Source organism: Synechococcus sp. WH 8016 (assembly GCF_000230675.1).
In the GTDB taxonomy this organism is placed as follows: Bacteria; Cyanobacteriota; Cyanobacteriia; order PCC-6307; family Cyanobiaceae; genus Synechococcus_C.
Map to the genome: position 1 here is coordinate 1,012,095 of NZ_AGIK01000001.1, position 18,251 is coordinate 1,030,345.

General features: G+C 55.8%; 22 protein-coding genes. 9 read left to right on the top strand and 13 right to left on the bottom strand.

The window, feature by feature from the left end:
* Nucleotides 1-168 precede the first annotated feature (168 nt).
* Entirely contained in the window at nt 169-762 is a 594-nt protein-coding gene (locus SYN8016DRAFT_RS05460) for a ParB-like protein (RefSeq protein WP_253909784.1), read from the top strand.
* Here the strand turns inward: SYN8016DRAFT_RS05460 and dnaA are convergent.
* On the bottom strand, nt 759-2,156 hold the full coding sequence (dnaA, locus tag SYN8016DRAFT_RS05465) for a chromosomal replication initiator protein DnaA (RefSeq protein ID WP_006853325.1): 1,398 nt from the start codon (nt 2,154-2,156) through the stop codon (nt 759-761). The two genes, SYN8016DRAFT_RS05460 and dnaA, sit on opposite strands and share 4 nt — an antisense overlap.
* A gap of 86 nt (nt 2,157-2,242) precedes the next feature.
* Here dnaA and SYN8016DRAFT_RS05470 point away from each other — a divergent pair, with 86 nt between their 5' ends.
* From SYN8016DRAFT_RS05470 to SYN8016DRAFT_RS05480, 3 genes are read left to right on the top strand one after another with little or no spacing between them, the layout of a single operon-like run.
* Nucleotides 2,243-3,400, top strand: a complete 1,158-nt coding sequence (locus tag SYN8016DRAFT_RS05470) for a trypsin-like peptidase domain-containing protein (RefSeq protein ID WP_006853326.1) — start codon at nt 2,243-2,245, stop codon at nt 3,398-3,400.
* Nucleotides 3,397-4,035 carry a TIGR04282 family arsenosugar biosynthesis glycosyltransferase gene (locus tag SYN8016DRAFT_RS05475; RefSeq protein WP_006853327.1) on the top strand — a complete coding sequence of 213 codons (639 nt, stop codon included), beginning with the start codon at nt 3,397-3,399 and terminating at the stop codon, nt 4,033-4,035. The genes SYN8016DRAFT_RS05470 and SYN8016DRAFT_RS05475 overlap by 4 nt, the downstream gene beginning before the upstream one ends.
* Complete coding sequence (locus SYN8016DRAFT_RS05480; protein WP_006853328.1) at nt 4,032-4,787, top strand: TIGR04283 family arsenosugar biosynthesis glycosyltransferase; 756 nt, start codon at nt 4,032-4,034, stop codon at nt 4,785-4,787. Before SYN8016DRAFT_RS05475 ends, SYN8016DRAFT_RS05480 begins: the two co-directional genes overlap by 4 nt.
* On the opposite strand, the gene SYN8016DRAFT_RS05485 is transcribed toward SYN8016DRAFT_RS05480, so the two are convergent.
* A complete protein-coding gene (locus SYN8016DRAFT_RS05485) occupies nt 4,757-5,260 on the bottom strand; it encodes a GNAT family N-acetyltransferase (RefSeq protein WP_006853329.1) in 504 nt (167 codons plus the stop codon). The genes SYN8016DRAFT_RS05480 and SYN8016DRAFT_RS05485 overlap by 31 nt on opposite strands.
* 36 nt (nt 5,261-5,296) lie before the next feature.
* On the opposite strand from SYN8016DRAFT_RS05485, the gene SYN8016DRAFT_RS05490 reads away from it, so the two are divergent.
* Nucleotides 5,297-6,043 (top strand): alpha/beta fold hydrolase, encoded by a 747-nt coding sequence (locus SYN8016DRAFT_RS05490; RefSeq protein ID WP_006853330.1) that lies wholly within the window; start codon nt 5,297-5,299, stop codon nt 6,041-6,043.
* Here the strand turns inward: SYN8016DRAFT_RS05490 and SYN8016DRAFT_RS05495 are convergent.
* Together SYN8016DRAFT_RS05495 and hisG are read right to left on the bottom strand one after the other, a co-directional pair.
* On the bottom strand, nt 6,016-7,830 hold the full coding sequence (locus SYN8016DRAFT_RS05495; RefSeq protein ID WP_006853331.1) for an ABC transporter ATP-binding protein: 1,815 nt from the start codon (nt 7,828-7,830) through the stop codon (nt 6,016-6,018). The two genes, SYN8016DRAFT_RS05490 and SYN8016DRAFT_RS05495, sit on opposite strands and share 28 nt — an antisense overlap.
* Complete coding sequence (gene hisG, locus SYN8016DRAFT_RS05500) at nt 7,830-8,483, bottom strand: ATP phosphoribosyltransferase (RefSeq protein ID WP_006853332.1); 654 nt, start codon at nt 8,481-8,483, stop codon at nt 7,830-7,832. The genes SYN8016DRAFT_RS05495 and hisG overlap by 1 nt, the downstream gene beginning before the upstream one ends.
* A gap of 29 nt (nt 8,484-8,512) precedes the next feature.
* Between hisG and gloB the strand changes: the two genes are divergently transcribed.
* Nucleotides 8,513-9,277, top strand: coding sequence for a hydroxyacylglutathione hydrolase (gene gloB / locus SYN8016DRAFT_RS05505; protein WP_006853333.1), 765 nt, complete (start codon nt 8,513-8,515; stop codon nt 9,275-9,277).
* Between the two features lie 5 nt (nt 9,278-9,282).
* Here the strand turns inward: gloB and SYN8016DRAFT_RS05510 are convergent, their stop codons facing one another.
* Nucleotides 9,283-10,404, bottom strand: a complete 1,122-nt coding sequence (locus tag SYN8016DRAFT_RS05510; RefSeq protein WP_038013432.1) for an ABC transporter ATP-binding protein — start codon at nt 10,402-10,404, stop codon at nt 9,283-9,285.
* Here SYN8016DRAFT_RS05510 and SYN8016DRAFT_RS05515 point away from each other — a divergent pair.
* Together SYN8016DRAFT_RS05515 and SYN8016DRAFT_RS05520 are read left to right on the top strand one after the other, a co-directional pair.
* A complete protein-coding gene (locus SYN8016DRAFT_RS05515; RefSeq protein WP_006853335.1) occupies nt 10,403-10,801 on the top strand; it encodes a RidA family protein in 399 nt (132 codons plus the stop codon). The two genes, SYN8016DRAFT_RS05510 and SYN8016DRAFT_RS05515, sit on opposite strands and share 2 nt — an antisense overlap.
* A 70-nt stretch (nt 10,802-10,871) precedes the next feature.
* Nucleotides 10,872-11,096: a DUF3136 domain-containing protein gene (locus SYN8016DRAFT_RS05520; protein WP_006853336.1), complete on the top strand. Its 225-nt coding sequence runs from the start codon at nt 10,872-10,874 to the stop codon at nt 11,094-11,096.
* Between the two features lie 7 nt (nt 11,097-11,103).
* On the opposite strand, the gene cbbX is transcribed toward SYN8016DRAFT_RS05520, so the two are convergent.
* A complete protein-coding gene (gene cbbX / locus SYN8016DRAFT_RS05525) occupies nt 11,104-12,027 on the bottom strand; it encodes a CbbX protein (protein WP_038013435.1) in 924 nt (307 codons plus the stop codon).
* Complete coding sequence (locus SYN8016DRAFT_RS05530; protein WP_006853338.1) at nt 12,011-12,262, bottom strand: 4a-hydroxytetrahydrobiopterin dehydratase; 252 nt, start codon at nt 12,260-12,262, stop codon at nt 12,011-12,013. The genes cbbX and SYN8016DRAFT_RS05530 overlap by 17 nt, the downstream gene beginning before the upstream one ends.
* On the opposite strand from SYN8016DRAFT_RS05530, the gene SYN8016DRAFT_RS15005 reads away from it, so the two are divergent.
* The gene (locus SYN8016DRAFT_RS15005) at nt 12,248-12,511 is read left to right on the top strand and encodes a hypothetical protein (protein WP_141561379.1); all 264 of its coding nucleotides are present in this window, start codon (nt 12,248-12,250) and stop codon (nt 12,509-12,511) included. The two genes, SYN8016DRAFT_RS05530 and SYN8016DRAFT_RS15005, sit on opposite strands and share 15 nt — an antisense overlap.
* A 41-nt stretch (nt 12,512-12,552) precedes the next feature.
* Here the strand turns inward: SYN8016DRAFT_RS15005 and SYN8016DRAFT_RS05535 are convergent, their stop codons facing one another.
* From SYN8016DRAFT_RS05535 to SYN8016DRAFT_RS05560, 6 genes are all read right to left on the bottom strand, one after another.
* Nucleotides 12,553-13,695: a CO2 hydration protein gene (locus SYN8016DRAFT_RS05535; protein ID WP_006853339.1), complete on the bottom strand. Its 1,143-nt coding sequence runs from the start codon at nt 13,693-13,695 to the stop codon at nt 12,553-12,555.
* Nucleotides 13,692-15,197, bottom strand: a complete 1,506-nt coding sequence (locus SYN8016DRAFT_RS05540; protein ID WP_006853340.1) for an NADH-quinone oxidoreductase subunit M — start codon at nt 15,195-15,197, stop codon at nt 13,692-13,694. The genes SYN8016DRAFT_RS05535 and SYN8016DRAFT_RS05540 overlap by 4 nt, the downstream gene beginning before the upstream one ends.
* Nucleotides 15,198-15,204: 7 nt before the next feature.
* A complete protein-coding gene (locus tag SYN8016DRAFT_RS05545) occupies nt 15,205-17,049 on the bottom strand; it encodes an NAD(P)H-quinone oxidoreductase subunit F (protein ID WP_038013438.1) in 1,845 nt (614 codons plus the stop codon).
* 79 nt (nt 17,050-17,128) lie between these two features.
* Nucleotides 17,129-17,668: a BMC domain-containing protein gene (locus SYN8016DRAFT_RS15990; protein WP_006853342.1), complete on the bottom strand. Its 540-nt coding sequence runs from the start codon at nt 17,666-17,668 to the stop codon at nt 17,129-17,131.
* A 46-nt stretch (nt 17,669-17,714) separates the two neighbouring features.
* Complete coding sequence (locus tag SYN8016DRAFT_RS05555; protein WP_006853343.1) at nt 17,715-17,966, bottom strand: carboxysome peptide B; 252 nt, start codon at nt 17,964-17,966, stop codon at nt 17,715-17,717.
* Nucleotides 17,966-18,250: a carboxysome peptide A gene (locus SYN8016DRAFT_RS05560; RefSeq protein WP_006853344.1), complete on the bottom strand. Its 285-nt coding sequence runs from the start codon at nt 18,248-18,250 to the stop codon at nt 17,966-17,968. The genes SYN8016DRAFT_RS05555 and SYN8016DRAFT_RS05560 overlap by 1 nt, the downstream gene beginning before the upstream one ends.
* Nucleotide 18,251: the final 1 nt, after the last annotated feature.

Here is an 18,251-nt window from a genome sequence, read left to right on the forward strand (position 1 = left end):
CAGGAACACCACAACAATCGAAGCCCAGTCAGCTCACAGGTGATGAGCAACTCAATTCAGATCTCAACCTCGGCATAGTGGGATGCATGCAGCGTTGAGATCTGCCCTCTGCATCTTCCTGAATACGCCCCGATACCTGACCACAGCAAAGGGTTCAAACTCTTTGAGGTGGCCGTTGCTGACCTTCAACCCACACAGATGTGTGTGGGGATGGCTGAGGTATGGAATCGGCAACGCGATTTCCGTGAGGAAAGTTCCGAGGAGCGTCGTCGCTATCTCAATCGCAAGCCAGTCCCTCTGGTGCGCAATCAGCTTGGACATCTCTGGATGGTGGATCGTCATCACCGCCTCCGAGCCTTGCTCGAAATGGTTCCCAGCATCAAGACGTTCGGCTACGTGATCGACGAGCTGCCCCATAAAACCAGGGAGGAAGCGCTTCAGGCCCTGCATCAAAAGGGGTGGCTTTATCTTCACGACGGACGTGGCAATGGCCCTTGGCCGGCGCACGACCTGCCCGTCAGCTTGCTTGGCCTCCAGGATGATCCTTACCGCAGCCTGGTTTGGAAACTCAAGCAGGAGGGAGTGATCAAGCCTCAGCCCTTAATTCCATATCACGAATTCCGTTGGGGGCTTTGGTTGCGAACACGGCCCATGCCTCCCTTTAGCTCTCAACATTTGGATCCCGCCCTGCCTGCAGCGCGCCGACTTGCTCGCTCATCGGCTGCATCCCACTTAGCGGGCTGGAAGGGTGGTGATCCCTAACGCCTGCGGCGAGAGTCAATTTGCAATAGATCCTTCACCCGTTGAACCTGACTCGCGAGTTGAGGGTCGGTCGCCAGCTTTTTTTCTACTTGTTCAATGGCATAAATCACAGTGGTGTGATCCTTGCCTCCGAAGGTGTCGCCAATTCTCGGCAAGCTCAAATCTGTCCCTTGCCGCATCAGGAACATCCCCACCTGACGCGCCTGACTCACCGCCCGACGCCGGCTGCTGCTGCGCATGTCATCCGCCGTGACGTCGAACACCTCCGACACCTTTTCGATCACTTGCTGCGGTGTGACATCAACGCCCTGCCCGCTGGGATCGAGCATCGGAGCCACCGATTCCACGGTCATCGGGATGCCTGTGATCGATGAAAACGCAACAGCCCGAGTGAGCGCTCCCTCAAGCTCGCGAATGTTGGAGGTGAAGCGTCCAGAAATGTATTGGATTAAATCTCTAGGGAGAGCGACGCGCTCTTGCTCTGCTTTTTTCTGAAGAATCGCCATTCGCGTTTCCAGATCAGGGGCCTGGATATCAGCGATCAATCCCATCGAGAACCGAGAGATCAATCTCTCCTGCAGCCGGGGGATCTGGCTGGGTGGCCTATCGCTGGCAATCACAATCTGTCTCCCTGCATCATGCAAAGCATTGAAGGTGTGAAAGAACTCTTCTTGGGTGTATTCCTTCCCCTCAATGAATTGAATGTCATCCACCAAGATGAGATCCGCAGCCCGATAACGGTCTCGGAAAGCCTGCATGCCGTCCTTACGAATCGCCGTGATCAAATCATTGGTGAACGTTTCGGTCGACACATAAAACACCCGTGCTTCCGGATCAATCTCCAGGCGGTAGTGCCCAATTGCCTGCATGAGATGGGTCTTCCCTAGGCCCACACCACCACAGATGAACAGCGGATTGAATTCACGGCCTGGGGCCTCAGCGACGGCCAAAGCAGCGGCATGGGCCATCCGGCTGTTCGGTCCCACCACAAATCGATTGAACACATAGCGCATGTTCAAGCCGGGGAGCCGTCGAGGAGGGCGGCTGCTCGGCGGCGCAGCCGCTGCTGCAGCCGTTGAGGCCGGCGGCTGGCTAGACGGCGACGCCTCCGACACAGGAGTGCCCCCAGAGCCCGCGTCTTCATCGTCTTGAGCGAGCACGATCACCTCGATCGGATGACCGATGATCTCCTGCGCTACTTCAGCGATCGTGCTGGCGTAGTTCTTGCGCAGCCAATTGCTGGCGAAACTATTGGGAGCCTGCAGGGTGAGCGTTCGATCCTGAAAGGAACTGCAGCGTGCAGGACGAATCCACGTTTCAAAGGTGGGCTTACTGAGATTGCTCTGAAGGGCGTGCTGCACCTTGTTCCACAGCTCACTGCCCGTCAGAACCACATCCCACCTTCTGCGAATGCCGAATCTACGCGCCTCATGCCGAGTGGCCCGTCTTTAATGAGACCAGTTTCAACACGTTTCTGTTCATGGCAGCTGCCGTCTCCCGCACCCTGGCACGATCCCTGCCCTGGATCGGGATCGGATTGGTCAGCTTGGCCATGGGAGGGTGTAGTTCGTCCTGGCGTCAACGCCTTGGCTTAGAGCCTGAAGCGAAGGCACCCGCAACCGTGCCCGAAGTCAGTGATGGGCCTCGTTCGGCCCCTCTACAACCAGGCCGTAACGTCATTGTCCAAGCCGTCGAAAGGGTGGGTCCATCGGTCGTACGCATCGACACGGTGAAACGCGTCTCGAATCCCTTGGGCAGCCTGTTTGGAGCTGGCCCAACCACCCAAAAACAGGCCGGTCAAGGTTCAGGATTCATCACACGCTCTGATGGTCTGATCTTCACGAATGCGCACGTGGTGGAGGGCGCCGACAAAGTGGCGGTCACCTTGCCTGACGGTCGCAGCTTCAATGGACGCGTTCTTGGCGGCGACCCCTTAACCGATGTGGCCGTGGTGCGGGTTGTGGCTGAAAAGCTGCCCGTCGCCCCTCTTGGCAACTCGAACGACCTCAAACCTGGTGAATGGGCGATCGCGATCGGCAATCCCCTCGGGCTCAACAACACGGTCACAGCGGGGATCATCAGTGCTGTGGATCGGACCAACGCCGTAGGGGAAGGTCAGCGTGTCCCTTACATCCAAACCGACGCTGCTGTGAATCCAGGGAACAGCGGGGGGCCCCTCATTAATGCTGCCGGGCAAGTGATCGGCATCAACACAGCCATTCGCCAAGCTCCAGGCGCGGGACTGAGTTTTGCCATTCCAATCAACCTGGCCAAACGCATTGCCCAACAGATCATCAGCACCGGTCAGGCCTCTCACCCCTTTATCGGTGTACGACTGCAGAGCCTGACCCCCCAGTTAGCCAAGGAAATCAACGCCACTAGCAACCTTTGCAAAGTCCCAGAACTCAACGGCGTGCTTGTGATTGAAGTGGTGGAGGGCAGCCCTGCAGCCAAGGCTGGAATTAAGCCTTGTGATCTCATCCGAGATGTGAATGGCTCCGCCGTCAACGACCCCTCGGAAGTGCAGCTTGCCGTTGACCGAGGACAGGTGGGTCAGGCCATGCCGCTGATTGTGGAACGAGATGGAGAAAAGCAAACCCTGGAGGTCATCCCAGAGGAGCTGCCAAGACAAAGATGAGTCGATCCCCCATCCCAACACTCGTTGTGATGGCACGCTGGCCAGCCAGCGGTCGCTGCAAACGCCGCCTGGCCGTCGACATCGGAACGGAGCAGGCGGCCATCATTCAGCAACGTCTCACCGCCCATACCTTTGCCGTAGCTGAAGCCCTAACCGAGCGTGGGGATGTGGATCTACAGGTGGCGATGAGCGGCGTCAGCCTCCGATCAGCCCAACGTTCGCTGCCTTGCCTACCGCCATGCACCCTTGTCGATCAGGGGCATGGATCGCTAGGGGCTCGCATGCTCCGCCAGATTTATCGTGCGCGCTTCGGGCAGCGCAACAAGCCTGTGATCGTGATCGGAACCGATCTTGCCGATCTTTGCCAAAACGATCTGATCCAGGCGGTCCAAACACTGCACAGCCAACCGTTGGTGATTGGCCCCTCCGCCGACGGTGGGTATTGGTTGCTGGGGCTGGGCCCTGGATTAACGCGGCCACAGCTCGATGCACTCTTTGCTGCCGTGCCATGGGGAAGCAACAAGGTGTTCGACATCACCTGCGCGCGCGCGCGCAGGCTGGGGATCACCCCCCATCAGCTCAGCCTGAAAAACGACATTGATTGTCTTGCTGATCTCGGTTTATGGCAGCGATGAACGCTGACACCCCCACGCTCAGCGTGGTGATTCCTTGCCTCAACGAGGCGGAGCGTCTTCCGCTTCTCCTCGCGGACCTGCAACGTTGGCCTCTCTCGATCTCGATCACGGTGGTGGATGGTGGCAGCACCGACCACTGCCAGCGCATCAGCGCTCTCGCTGGCGGTCAGTTCATCACGGAACATCCAGCAGGGCGGGGCCGGCAACTGGCGGCAGGGGCCGAGCACGCCCTCCAGCAAACCGAAAGTGACTGGCTCCTCTTTCTGCATGCCGACAGCCGCCTACCCAGTCACTGGGGAAGCCGCGTGCTGCGTCGCATTGAGCATCCCGATGCCCAACGATTCGCATGGTTTTTTGACTTGCGTATTCACCCCAGCACACCGGCCCGACGCCTGCTGGGAGGGGTGATCGCGCTTCGTAGCCGCTGCGGCCAAAGACCCTATGGAGATCAGGGGCTCCTGTTGCACAGGTCTCTCTATGCACGCAGTGGTGGCTATCAACCCCTGCCGCTCATGGAGGATCTCGACCTCGTGCAGAGACTCAGCCAACTCACACGCTTGCGTGCCCTTGGGCTGGCGATCACCACCGATGGCCGTCGCTGGCAGCGGGGGGGGGTTCTGCGCCGCGGCCTTGAGAACGCCAGATTGCGGCAGCGCTGGCGGCGCGGGGAATCCCCAGCACGCTTGGCAGCGGAGTACTACGGGAAGCCCCTTTCAGCCACTCAATTGGAGTACCAAAAGCCACAACGATGACCATTGGGCTCTAAGTCCCAGCCAAGACGGTCGTAAAAAGGCAACACCCCCGGATCGGCGAAGAGCGTGGCGCGTTCCGTTCCCATCTCTGTCAGAGCTTCGAGGATGTAATCCATCAACTGACGACCAAGCCCGGCCCCCTGATAGAGGGGATGGACCGCCACATCCCAAATCGTGGCTTCAAGCACACCATCTCCAGTGCAGCGAGCGAAACCCACCAAGCGTGGAATGCGTGGGTCATGGCGCCACAGCCCCACCCTGAGCAAGCTGTTATCGAGGGCCTTACGCACGCGGCGAACCGGTCTGCGACTCCAGCCCACGGCCTCTAAGAGCTGCTCCAGCTCGACCAAATCCATCGGACGAGACTGGCTAAACACCAGGCAGAGATTCGTATTGGGTGTTTCACAGATCCGAGCCTCTTTCCCGTAGGAATGCACCAAAATCTGTTGGGTGAGAGAGGAAGTGCTAGTCACCCTGTCCTGCGACGATGGCTTAATCCTGACGCACCGATGACCTCTGATCTGCTGCTGATCGCCGTACACGGTTGGATGCTGAGCCGAAAGGTCTGGGCACCGTTTGAAAAAAGCTGGACGCGCTTAGATACCTCCATTCCTTTGTGGTGTCCTGATTTACCAGGATTTGGACTGGAGTCTCGCCCTCGCCACCTTCGACCGACCTTGGCGTCCTACGGGCAATGGCTTGCGGAGCACATTCATGCGCAAGCCAAGGGTCGCCATGTGGTGTTGATGGGTCACTCGCTGGGAGGAAGCATTGCTCTGCATGCGGATACCTATCTGCGGCGACATTGGGGTGAGCCCCTGTCGGGCCTGGTGATGTTGGCGGCCGGAGGCGGGATCTACCAACCGAGACCGTTTCGCCGTCTCAGGTTTGGAGGGCAATTAATTCTGAAACTTCGTCCCGCAGACCTGCCAGGGCCCATCGGCACGTTGGGGCCATTTCAAGCGGAACAGCGCGCTGCCCTGGGGCTTCTGGTGAACAGCACCACCCGCGGAGCGGTCAAACAGATTCCAAACCTGGTGGCCAATTTGGAGACAGAAAACCTATGGATTAGCGGTGAACAAGACCGTGTGATGGAACCCGGCTATGTGCAACACCTTGCCGAATACAGCGACAAACATTGCCTGAAAGAACTCAAACAGTGCGGCCATCTGGCCATGCAGAGCCATCCAGACCTTCTTGCTCAAACCATCCAGACCTGGCTCAGCGATCAAAGCCTGGCCAGTCCTCGCTCCTGAAGATCAGCAAGTTCGGCATACAACCCTCCACTGGCACGCAGCTGCAGATGGGTGCCCTGCTCGATCAGGCTTCCTCGGCGAAGCACCAAAATCCGATCAGCAGCTTCAACCGTGGCAAGTCGGTGGGCAATGACCACGGCGGTGCGGCGGTTGAGGAGACGATCTAAGTCGCGCTGCAGGGTGGCTTCCGTAGAAGGGTCCATAAACGCCGTGGCTTCATCCATCACCAGGACCGTTGGATTGCGAATCGCCACCCTGGCCACGGCCAGCAGCTGTCTTTCCCCAGAGCTGAGATTGCCTCCCCTCTCTCTCAATTCGGTTTTCAAGCCTTCGGGCAATCGACCTAACAGGGGGTCGAGGCCGAGGTCACGGCAAACCTCCTGCAGTTTCTGATCATCGAGAGGCTGATCCAAACGCAAGTTGTCAGCCACCGTTCCACTGAAAAGAAAGGTGTCTTGAAGAACCACACCCAGCTGACGACGCAGCTCTTGCAAAGGCAAACTGCGGATGTCTTGGCCATCGAGAAGAATTCGTCCCCGCTGGGGCTCGTACAACCTGCACAGGAGCCGAATCACCGTGGTCTTGCCAGAACCTGTGGGTCCAACCAGCGCAACATGCTCACCAGGTGCGATCCGGAAACTGAGATTGCGCAGAATCGGTTCGTCTTTTCTGTAAGCAAAATCCACCTCGTCAAAGATCACCTCACCACGGGCTTGTGAAGGTGAAGCGTTCTGGAGAAGCGCGGAACCAGGTGTGGCGCCATGGTCAACAATCTCAAGAGGTTCCTCCAGGAGCTCGCCGATTCGTTCCACAGCGGTGAGTCCCCCCTGAATCTGGGTAAACCGCTCAGCCATTTGGCGCAAAGGGTCAAAGAGGCGCTGTGAATACAGGATGAAGGTCGTCAGCGTGCCCAGTCCCATCGCCCCTGCTGTCACCATCCATCCACCGAGAGCGAGCACCAGGGCAACCGCGCCTAACGACACCCATTCCAAAAAGGCAGAGATGCTGCTGTCAAAAAAAATCGTGCCATTCACAGCGCTTCGATAGGCCAAACCGGTTCTCTGAAACCGATCTCCATTCACAGCTTCCCGGCGAAACATCTGCACAACCTCCAGACCTTGCAGGTTCTCCTGAAAATCAGCATTGAGTTGAGAAAGCTCCTCCCTCACTCGATAGTTGGCCTTGCGATAGCGCCTTTGGAGCCAAACAATCACGAGGGTGACAGGCACTTGGGTCACCAACAACAACAATCCCAAACGCCACTCGATCAGCAGCATCGAAACCGCAATCACCAAGAGGCTGACGAGATCGCCGAGCACGCCGACAGCACCACTTCCAAACACCTCGGCCAAGGCATCGACATCGCTCGTAAGGCGGGTCAGCAGCTTGCCCACAGGCATGCGGTCGTGAAACCGCAGGGACAAACTCATCGCATGGGCAAACAAATCCTTGCGGATTCGAGCGGTGAGTCGCTGGCCAACGGCTTGGATATTGAACGTCTGGACCCCCTGAAGAGCCAAGCGAACCAGAACGGAGCCCAGCAACATCAGGATGATCAGCCGGATCGCAACCGTGCTGTCGAGACCCTGAAAGAGGGGAATCACCGATTCGTTGGCAGCGCCTCCGACCCGACGCAGCACGGCAATCGCCTGGCCCACCAAGAGCGGCTGAATCGCGCCGGCAAGAGCCACCGGAATGAGAAGCACCAACGTGAGCGTGAGTCGTCGTCGGTCTTGGCCCAAATAACGGCCGAGCCGCTTCACCCTCTGAAAATCCGAACCAGCCATCAACTGGCCACCTGGGACGCGGGTGTTGCCGACCGCATCGCTTCCACGATCTGGCGCAGATCGCCTTGATCAAGGCGCAGGGACAAGGGATGCCCCACCAAACGCGCTGTGGTGTGGAACAGATCTTCGATCGCCACTAAACCGTTATCACGAAGCGTCCTGCCCGTCGCCACCAGATCCACAATCGCTTCAGCGATCCCAGTGATCGGGCCAAGCTCGACCGAACCGGTGAGATGGACGAGTTCCACAGGCAAATCGATGGCATCAAAGTGGTCGCGGGCACAGCGGGTGAATTTGCTTGCCACTCGGCAATGGGGAGGCAGATCCGTCGCCCGTTGATATCCGCTGCTGGCCTTCACAGCCACTGCCATACGGCACCCTCCAAAGCCCAGGTCCACCAACTGCGCCACAGGCATCTGGTGCTCCCGCAAAACGTCATAACCAACCACCCCAAGCTGCGCCTGCCCATACGCCACATACACAGGAACATCTCCGTTCCGCACAAGCAACGCTCGGGCTCGCCCACACGCTGATGGAACCATCAGTTGCCTGTTATCGGGGTCGAGAACTGCAGAAAAATCGAGCCCAGCCGCTGCAAAGCGGGCCACTGAATCTTTCAGAAGCGCTCCCTTGGCTAGGGCAACAGTGATCATGGAATCAAGCGTTGAGTAGAACTTTAACGATGGCGATGGCCTCCACGATTGATGGCATCCACCCAGTTGCCGTCCTCAACGACAACATCGTCTGGGTATGGGTGCATGGCGATCAGGCCATCGTCATCGATCCAGCCGTCGCGGACCCCATCGTCGCCTGGCTGGAGACGCGTGGATTGCAGCTCGTTGCCGTGCTTCAAACCCATCATCATTCCGACCATATCGGCGGCACTCCTGGACTTCTTCAACGCTGGGCAGGCGCTGACGTCGTCGCCGCCGCGGACGACCAAGAGCGGATCCCATTGCAAACGCTGTCCGTTCGCGATGGAGATGAAATCGAGCTCTTGGGCAGGCCCGTCAGGGTTCTGGATGTCCGTGCCCATACACGCGCTCACATCGCTTACTGGTTGCCCCAGGGAGCGGTCTCAACCTCTCCAACCGGTGTGTTGTTCTGCGGCGACACCCTGTTCAGCGCTGGATGTGGACGACTGTTTGAGGGAACACCGGCTGACATGCACCGCGCCTTACAAAAGCTGGGAGCACTGCCACCAGAAACCCTGGTCTGCTGCGCGCACGAATACACCGAGGCCAATCTGCGCTGGGCCGCGCAGCAGGTCCCTGACGATGCCCTGATCACAAACCGACTGCAGGAGGTGCAAGCAAAACGGCGATCAGGCTCCCTAAGCCTTCCCAGCAGCATTGCCGAAGAATGGCGCTCCAACTTGTTTTTACGCGCTACCAGCTCTGAACAACTGGGGCGTCTGCGTCAACACAAAGACCACTGGAGAGGCTGATCAAATCAAGGCAAGACCTGAAGCGATAAGCACTGGGGATGGAGCAAGACTTCACTGTTCTGTTGCAGCGAGAGCCTGCAGCGCAATCCCCTCTGATGGTCTTCCCCGAGCGGCCTGATCAGACGCAACTGCTGATCTCCGATCTGAATGCGATAAAGCCAGGAGCGACCCAAAAACTCCCGCCCCATCACACAGGCATCTCCTGCAGCATCCGGTTCCAAATCAATCAACCCCGGATCAATTAACACCGTGGCATCGTCTGGAAGCTTCATGGAGCGCTGCCCCTCTGGAATCTCCAGATCACCCAGCAAACAACGCAACAACGCCGTCGCTCCATCCCGCCAAACAGGCAGAACATTGCGTTGCAGCACAAACCGCCCGACAAAGGGCGTTGCCGGGACCTCAACCAATTCGCGGGGAGTCGCGCATTGATGAAGTTGACCGTCGCGAAGAATGGCAACCCGCCCGCAGATCGCAAGGGCCTCTTCCGGGTCATGGGTCACCAGCAACCCACTGGCCCCGCAGGCACTGAGCACACCAGGCAGCTCGCTGCGCAAACGCAAACGCACTTCAACATCCAGATTGGAAAAGGGTTCGTCCAGCAACACAACGGAGGGGGCTGGAGCGAGAGCCCTTGCGAGAGCCAAACGCTGACGTTGCCCCCCAGACAATTCGTGCGGGTAACGACCTCTGAGAGCCGTCAGCCCCAAAAGTTCAAGCAACCATGACGCCCGGCTGGTGTCCTGACCGCGACGCAGTCCAAAGCAAGCGTTCTCCCAAGCATTGAGGTGGGGAAAGAGGGCGTAGTCCTGGAAGACCATGCCCACACCACGGCGTTCCGGAGCAAGGCGCACGCGGGATGAGGCGACGTCGTTCCCATGCAGGCGAACCACGCCCTGACTGGGATGTTCAAAGCCAGCGATTAAACGCAACAGCGTGGTTTTTCCGCAACCGGATGGCCCCAGCAACCCCACAAGCTCACCCGCCTTCAGTTGAAGATTGATGTCTTTCAAAGTCCAAGCTTCATTGGCGCCGCCGTAGCGGTGCCAAAGACCATCAAGCTCAACCGGGCACGACTCCATCAACACGGAACGCGAAAATGAAGTTTCATTCTGAGCCGTAACCATGTCATCCACCCCACTCCAGGCTGTGATCACCCAAGAGGCACCAGCGCCAGTGGGGCCTTACAACCAGGCTGTGATCGCCGGTGGTTGGCTGTATTGCTCCGGTCAAATTCCGCTAGATCCTGCCACTGGAGCGATGGTGGGGGATGGAGATGTGGAGGCTGAGACTCGCCAAGTGTTGCGCAACTTGAAAGCGGTGCTTCAGGAGGCCGGCACCGACCCCTCAAAAGTCGTGCGCACCACCGTATTTCTGGTGGATCTCGGTGACTTTCAAGCCGTGAATGCCATTTATGCCGAAATGTTTGGTGATGGAGTCAGTCCTGCCAGGGCTTGCGTCCAGGTTGCTGCGTTACCAAAGGGCTCAAAGGTAGAAATCGATTGCATTGCCTGGCTCAACTGACACTGCGATGGGTCCTCCTCAAGAGGGGGGCCCCGCGGTTTCTTAGGTTGAGACGAAGCTGAGAGATCCTATGGCCCAAGCCAAGCTGACCATTGGCGAACTCGAAGCGGGCTACCCCCTGTACTGCAAAGCCTTACGCAGACTTCTGAAAGAAGGTCGAAGTATCAAGGACATTGAACGAACGGTGTGCTGGGGACACCTGGAAACACTCAATCGTTGCCTGCCAGGGCGTTACAAAGCACCGTCCTACTTGCTGGCACTGATTCGGAGAGATCTGGATCAGCCCAAGCACTAACAACCGCTCAAGGAGCATCCAGAATCGTTGTTAAAGGCTGAGAAGGATCTCGACCCTCGATCTCACCCTGAAAGACACGACTCGCCAAGACATCCTCAGCTTCGATGGTGGTCAGATCATCGCGACTAAGAGGTTGCTCCAGACGAGAAAACAAGCGATTGGCTTGACGAAGCCTCAGGCGATCAAGAGCATTTCGAATCGAACGAGCATTCGCAAAAAATGGCAACTGTCGTCGCCTTTGGATGTAACGACTAAAGGCATCATGCGCTGATTCACTGAAGTGATAATCCTGCTGATTAAGAAGAAGAAGGGCAATCGCCATGAGCTCCTCCTCGCTGTAATCAGGGAAATCAATATGGTGAACGACCCGTGAGGAAAGGCCAGGATTTGATTGATAAAACTCCGCCATTCGATCCTTATAACCAGCAAAAATCACAACAAAATCTGATCGTTGCCGCTCCATATCTTGCAAGAGGATTTCAATCGCTTCTGCTCCGTAATCACGTTCATTATCAGATTTGTAGAGATAATAGGCTTCATCAATAAACAGAACGCCACCCAAGGCACGCTTGACCATCTCACGAGTCTTCGGCGCCGTGTGCCCGACATATTGCCCCACAAGATCATCACGCGTCACGGTGACAACATGTCCCTTACGCAAATAGCCAAGCCGATGAAGAATTTGCGATATTCGCTTGGCAACCGTGGTCTTCCCCGTCCCCGGTCTGCCAGTAAAAGACATATGCAAACCAGGGGCTGTGCTTTGCAAATCCAACTGCTGGCGAGCTCGATCCACCAGAAGCAACGCCGCTATTTCACGAATGCGCGTCTTCACTGGCCGCAAACCAATCAACTCCTGGTCAAGCTGCTGAAGGACCTCCGCAACACCTGAATCGGCATACGCTGCCGCCAGGTCAACTGAAGAGGGCATCAATTTCTGAAGCAAAGCAACGATCATCATCACTCAGCTGACTGTCATTGCCTTCAGCGTCTGGGCGAAGAGTGATATTCACATAGGTTCGACCAAAACTAATATCAGGAAATCTCTGCTTAGCCTCGCTGAAGTCGCCAAGCCGATCAAGAAAATCACGGGTGGCAGCATAGCTTTCAAACTCAAATCGGCGTTCTAGGCAAACTGGCCTCTTGCGCTCATGCCATTGGTCCATAAAACCATCCTTCCATCACCTACAAACCTAGTAGAGAACGGGCCAACAACCAAACAAATAAATCTTAAAACTCAACCTACAACTGACAGAGAAATTGAAAATCAATCATCTCAACCAAAAGAGTTTGAAGTCAAAAACCCAGAGCATCATCGGCTTGCCAACAGCAAAACAGATGCACATGTTCCAGCGAGACTAAATTTTTCAGCAAAAGTAAAAGAAGAGGCAAAGACTGAAAAAGAATCTCCTTGATTCAGAAGATGTTCAAAACAGGCTAGTTTTTACAGCACGGATTAGAGAAGAGCCCCTCGCTGACACCCCATCAAGCGCTCAGCCCATGATTCGGCATAAGCCCGATTGGCCTGTTGCTGATCGGCATCTGTCGTATCGAGGGGATGGGGCATCGTGCCAGCGATTGCACCATTGGTGACACAAAACATCGATTTTTGAAAACTGATGCAGATCTGCACATGAACATCATGCATTCCCCTGCCATGGGACTTATACCAATCACTGAGCTCCTCAGGAAGATTTCGGTACATATCTTGCATGCACAAACTTGGAGGAATCCCAGCTCCCATGCTCGGGATCGGATCTGCGTACAAGGCTCCGTACTTGAAATCTCCGATGTCAGCTGAAATCTGTCGAGCCTGTGCGTTGTAGGACACAGTCCCAAGGAAGGGCATGCCCCTAAAAAAGACCGCCTCCACGTAGGGCACAGCCACATCAACCAAAAATGTCAGTCCGGCCTCTGGTGGTAGAACCCATACCTCTTCATTCCCCACCGTGACTTTGTAAGTCATCGGATTTCCAGCAGCAGCGACTAATCCATCTCTGATGTGATGAACAGCATCGATCACACAACCAATTTCACCGTTGCGATAGCGGCGAGAGAGGTCGAGGAACAGGTCACTCATCACCCGCCAAAAAAGCCCAAGGGCGTAAATGGTGGTCATCGAGCGGATTGCCTCAGGGGCAAACCCTGGATAGAGCCGATGCACCAATGCCAACAATGGATCCCGGCGACTACGCAATGCAATGATCTTCTGACAAGCCTCGAGAAAAGGCTCTGAATCGAAATACGCATCCATTCCGCCTGTTCCGTGCCAAAACATTGCTTTTTGGCAATATTCGGCATATTCAAAGTTGATGCGATCACCGCGAAGGTGCTGCCATAAGCGCTCCACGCTGAAACCTTCGTGAAAGAATCGCATCACGGGGAATGGATTCAGTAACTGGGTTTCACCCTGATTCACCAGGTTCTTGCTGTAGGCATCAAGAACGATTCCGTAGCTGTCGAGAACATTGACAATCTGTAGGAGATGGTCGGGTGTATCGGCCAATAACGGTTGATCAGAGAGCAAACGACGAACCAGCTCTTCACGATCAGGGAGGGTTGGAAGCGTTGGGACATCAGTGATCTTGGTAGCAGTCATGAAAGTCCTCCTGTGATGGGTAAGAGCGCTAATTCGCTGAGACCGGTTGTGGCCGCCTGACTCATCCCCACCAAGAGATCAGGCGCTAGACCAAGGAGCAGAACCAGCAAAGACAGCGCGATCGCCGGAAGCTGCTCATGGAGCGGCACGATCGAAAGAATGGTTGGATTGGAGACGCTGCCTGCAGCAATGGCCAAGCGCCCAAAGAAGGCTCTGTTCACAAGCAACAGGAAATACACAGCGGTCAAACCTGATCCCACCATGCAGAGCAAGGTGGCAATGGGGAATGGCTGAAGACTTCCCCTGAAAACGAGAAATTCAGAAATAAAGCCCGCCATCCCTGGGATTCCAGCACTGGCCATCACACCCACGATCATCAACGTTCCTGTTAGGGGTAAGCCTCGCTGGGGGTTAAGAAGTCCGCGAAGAACGTTCAGATCTCTTGTACCCGTTCGTTCATAAACAACACCCACGGCAAGGAAAAGAATCGCTGAAATCAAGCCGTGGCTCACCATTTGGAAGAGCGCACCGATCAAACCCAATGGTGTTGCCGCGGCAGCCGCGAGCAAGACGTACCCCATATGTCCAACAGAGCTGTAGGCCACCATCCGCTTCATGTCTGATTGCGCAATCGCAGCTAATGAGCCGTACAACACAGAAATGGCTGCCCAAAGGGCCAGCCAGGGGGCCGCAACCTCCCACGCTTCAGGGAAGAGACCCAAGCAAAATCGCAACAACCCATAGGTCCCAAGCTTGAGGAGAACGCCAGCGAGAAGAACCGACACGGGAGTGGAGGCTTCGGTGTGAGCATCGGGAAGCCAGGTGTGAAATGGAAAGAGAGGGATCTTGATCCCAAAGCCAATCAACAAGGCCCCCATCAAGAGAAGCTGCGACGTCAGCCCCATCTCTCCAGACAAAATGGGACGAATGCCAAAGTCAACGCTTCCAGTGACGAGAGCAATCCCAAGGAATGCTCCCAAAATCAAAACCCCAGAAACTGCGGTAACAATCAGAAACTTCGTGGACGCATAGGCTCGATTAGCACCACCCCAAATCGCAATTAACAACCACAATGGAATGAGTTCAAGCTCATAAAAAATGAAAAAGAGTAAAAGATTCTGAGCCAAAAAGGCCCCATTCACAGCTCCACTAATAATCAATAAAAGTGCAAAATAAATTCTTGGTCGGTTCTCGATCTTTCGCGATGCCAATGCTGCCACAAGGCAAAGAACCGCATTCATCAAAACAAGCGGAAGGGAGATTCCATCGACCGCAAGGGAATAATCAAGGCCAACGCTAGGAAGCCATGAGAAGCGTTCCTGAAGCTGCAAGCCAGGGTTGCTCGGATCAAACCAGAAAAAGACTGCGAAGCTTGCAAGGCATTGAAGCGAAAGAATCACCAGGGTGAGACGTCTTAAATGAGCTGAAGTGGATCCCTCAGGCCAAAGGGACAACAAGAGGGCCCCTAAGAAAGGAATGATCAGTAGCAGAGAGAGAATCATCATTAATTCAGTTCAACCACCAGCTCAGGGATGACAAAAGCAAGACAATGGCCGCGATGACGGTTAATAGATAGCTTTGACTTCGACCGCTAATACTCAACTTCAGGCCTTCAGCACTCTGAAGTGAAAATCGAGCGAGACCATGGAGAACTCCATCCACAACATTGCGGTCAAAGCTGTAAGCAAGCTTTGAGAACAAGGCCACGACATTCACAATCGTCACCCGATAGAACCTTTCTGTATAAAAATCATTTTCAAGCAGGTCCTGGAACCAACGCAGCACTGGATTGAGGGAGCGTGACCAGGCTTTGTTGAGGGGAATGAAAGCTCCTACCAACAGCCCGATCAGTCCGCTGCCAACGACGACTCCACCTGCCCAAAGAGGGAAAGCAAGCAAACCATCCAGAGACTCCAGACGAATCAATAGGAGCGGGGTTAAGACAACGATCACGGCAAGGGCCACCATCGGGAAGGCCATCTGCCAATTCACCTCCGCAGCTCGACGGGTCTTGGTTAAGGAGCGTCCAAGAAACACCTGTCGGTAAATCCTGGTGAGATTGAGAGCTGTTAGCGCATTGGTGAGCAGAAACACCGGTACAAAAATCACTGAGCGAGCTCCCACCAGCTCAACGGCCTGCGCTAAACAAAGAAATCCTCCGAGGGGAAGAAGACCCACCAGCCCAGCACTCCCCACCAGGTAGGAACCCGTGGTGGCAGGCATCCTTCCGCCAAGGCCACCCAGCTCAGTGATGTCCTGACAATTTGTGGACGCGATCACTCCACCCACACTCATGGAAAGCAACGCCTTGGAAACGGCGTGGGCGAATAGGAGCAGCAGGGCCAGCACGGGCACCTGCAAGGAAATAGCAATAAAGACCAGCCCTAAGTAAGCAGTCGTGGAATACGACAGCGTGCGTTTGATATCCACTTGAGCGATCGAGACAAGAGATCCTCCAATCGCACTGATGGTTCCAATCACTTGCAGCACAACGAGCGTGACGGGCGCGTTCTGAAGCAGAGGCATCACCTTGAGCAAAACAATGGCGCCACAGGTCACCACCACTGAATTGCGAAGAATCGAGGCTGGGTTAGGACCTTCCATGGCTTCATCAAGCCAGAGATGCATTGGGAATTGGGCGCATTTGCCCGTCGGGCCAGCAATCAGACCCAGGCCAAGCAACGTCGCCGCCAACGGGCTAAGGGTTTCTGCAGCAGACCAGGCATAGAGGTCGTCAAAGCTGGTCACACCCGACCAAGTGGCTAAAGCGACCATTCCCATCAAGAGCATCACATCACCAACGCGCTTGGTGAGGAAGGCATCCCTTGCAGCCGTCACAACCAGAGGTTGGGCGTACCAAAAACCAACCAAGAGGTAGGTAGAAAGCGTGAGCATTTCCAGCAGGAAATAGCTCTGGAACAAGGAATCGCTCAAGACCACCCCTGACATCGCCCCTTCGAAGAAGCCAAGCAAGGCAAAGAATCTGGCTAAGGCCCACTCCTTATCGAGGTAGCCAAGGGAATACAACTGAGAGAAAAAACTCAAACCCGTAATCAGCTCAAGGGCAGACACATTGGTGAGAGAGAGGCTGAAGCTGATCTCAAGATTGAGATCAGCCACGCTGAGCCATGGGAACGTCAGAAGGGTGGGTCCACCTGCCATGACATCGCGCAACACGAGGCTTCCATGGATGAAAGCGAGCAGTGTGAGCAGGATGTTGAGGTAAGCCGCAGGGCGATGGGAATCACGCCTAAATAACCCCAAAGCCCAAGGCAATGAGATCAACATCCCGGCGAACCCATAGAGAGGGATCAACCAGGCGGTTTGCAGAGGCAGCGTTGCAGCTGAGATCAAAGGAAACGGGGCGTTTGCGCCGTTGAGAGGAATGTTGGCTGGGGAATCTAAACGGAGTTAGAGAGAGGTGACGTCGGACTCACATCCGCCGAGTCACATTCGTACAGGAGAGAGCTGGCTCCACTTCATCGTGGGGGCGGGCAATGATGTGAGCAGCCACAAGCCCATCACCAACCCGCTCACAAGCATCGGCTCCTGCGCGCACGGCAGCGTTCACCGCACCGGTCTCACCACGCACCATCACCGTGACGTATCCACCTCCTACATATTCACGACTAATGAGCTGCACTTCAGCAGCCTTCGTCATTGCATCAGCGGCCTCAATGGCAGGCACCATGCCACGGGTTTCAATCATCCCAAGGGCAATCCCAAAGGCACGTTTCGGGGAAGAACTCTTGGATGCCTGAAGGCTGGAGCCTTTTCCACCGCCTCCACTCGGAGGGGTCGCTCGCGAGGAGCTGCGAGCGGGAGAGCTGGCTGCAGGAGCGGAGGCACTCTCGACAGGCTTCACGTCAACGGTTGCTTTTGCTGCTGCTGAGGAGGGGGTAGCGGCTTTGTTCGCTGGGGTTGATGCTGCGGAATCTGAGCTGGAACGACGACGGGGTGTAGGAGTGGCCATTGGCTGGATTGGGTTGAGAGGGGACGGAGAGCAGGAGGTGACTTAGTTATCCATCTGGCATCCAGTAGTCGATGATTCCACCGATGGTGAGATCCGTAAGAACAGTGTTGTCGGGACAGGCATGCCGTGCGGCAGAACCGCTGGCGGTAAAGACCCAGTTGCCTTCGCGGGCTCCCACAGGATCCACTGCAACGAGTTTTTTACCCTTGTTGTTTTTAAGGATTCGCAGGTGCATGTGATCCAGACCTCCGACGCGGAAGGTACAAACCAGAGTTCCCATCACCTGCATGATTTCCATTAGCTCTTTGCCTCCTTCGCTGAAGACGATGGCTTTGGTGCATCCGGATCCCAATGATCAATGATCCCAACAATGGTGAGGTCGCTGGGATAGGACTTACTACCGGCAGCTTCCCTAGCAGCAGAACTGCTAACACAAATCACCCAATCACCTGGCTTTGCACCAACAGCATCGACGGCAACCTTTTGCGTGCTCCCGTCTAAAACAACTTGAAGGTGCTTGTGTTCGAAATCTGGGATGCGGTTGGTAGAAACCAGTGGCTTGATGACCTTGACGATAAGCATG

What these genes read in the sequence shown, in the direction of transcription:
- hisG (WP_006853332.1), bottom strand. Translation starts at nt 8,483, where the DNA reads ATGATCACTGTTGCCCTAGCCAAGGGAGCGCTTCTGAAAGATTCAGTG.
- SYN8016DRAFT_RS05520 (WP_006853336.1), top strand. Translation starts at nt 10,872, where the DNA reads ATGGCCCAAGCCAAGCTGACCATTGGCGAACTCGAAGCGGGCTACCCC.
- SYN8016DRAFT_RS05560 (WP_006853344.1), bottom strand. Translation starts at nt 18,250, where the DNA reads ATGCTTATCGTCAAGGTCATCAAGCCACTGGTTTCTACCAACCGCATC.
- SYN8016DRAFT_RS05530 (WP_006853338.1), bottom strand. Translation starts at nt 12,262, where the DNA reads ATGGACCAATGGCATGAGCGCAAGAGGCCAGTTTGCCTAGAACGCCGA.
- SYN8016DRAFT_RS05495 (WP_006853331.1), bottom strand. Translation starts at nt 7,830, where the DNA reads ATGGCTGGTTCGGATTTTCAGAGGGTGAAGCGGCTCGGCCGTTATTTG.
- SYN8016DRAFT_RS05470 (WP_006853326.1), top strand. Translation starts at nt 2,243, where the DNA reads ATGGCAGCTGCCGTCTCCCGCACCCTGGCACGATCCCTGCCCTGGATC.
- SYN8016DRAFT_RS05480 (WP_006853328.1), top strand. Translation starts at nt 4,032, where the DNA reads ATGAACGCTGACACCCCCACGCTCAGCGTGGTGATTCCTTGCCTCAAC.
- SYN8016DRAFT_RS05555 (WP_006853343.1), bottom strand. Translation starts at nt 17,966, where the DNA reads ATGGAAATCATGCAGGTGATGGGAACTCTGGTTTGTACCTTCCGCGTC.
- SYN8016DRAFT_RS05540 (WP_006853340.1), bottom strand. Translation starts at nt 15,197, where the DNA reads ATGATTCTCTCTCTGCTACTGATCATTCCTTTCTTAGGGGCCCTCTTG.
- SYN8016DRAFT_RS05515 (WP_006853335.1), top strand. Translation starts at nt 10,403, where the DNA reads ATGTCATCCACCCCACTCCAGGCTGTGATCACCCAAGAGGCACCAGCG.
- SYN8016DRAFT_RS15005 (WP_141561379.1), top strand. Translation starts at nt 12,248, where the DNA reads ATGCCATTGGTCCATAAAACCATCCTTCCATCACCTACAAACCTAGTA.
- SYN8016DRAFT_RS05535 (WP_006853339.1), bottom strand. Translation starts at nt 13,695, where the DNA reads ATGACTGCTACCAAGATCACTGATGTCCCAACGCTTCCAACCCTCCCT.
- cbbX (WP_038013435.1), bottom strand. Translation starts at nt 12,027, where the DNA reads ATGCCCTCTTCAGTTGACCTGGCGGCAGCGTATGCCGATTCAGGTGTT.
- SYN8016DRAFT_RS15990 (WP_006853342.1), bottom strand. Translation starts at nt 17,668, where the DNA reads ATGGCCACTCCTACACCCCGTCGTCGTTCCAGCTCAGATTCCGCAGCA.
- SYN8016DRAFT_RS05475 (WP_006853327.1), top strand. Translation starts at nt 3,397, where the DNA reads ATGAGTCGATCCCCCATCCCAACACTCGTTGTGATGGCACGCTGGCCA.
- SYN8016DRAFT_RS05510 (WP_038013432.1), bottom strand. Translation starts at nt 10,404, where the DNA reads ATGGTTACGGCTCAGAATGAAACTTCATTTTCGCGTTCCGTGTTGATG.
- gloB (WP_006853333.1), top strand. Translation starts at nt 8,513, where the DNA reads ATGGCGATGGCCTCCACGATTGATGGCATCCACCCAGTTGCCGTCCTC.
- SYN8016DRAFT_RS05490 (WP_006853330.1), top strand. Translation starts at nt 5,297, where the DNA reads ATGACCTCTGATCTGCTGCTGATCGCCGTACACGGTTGGATGCTGAGC.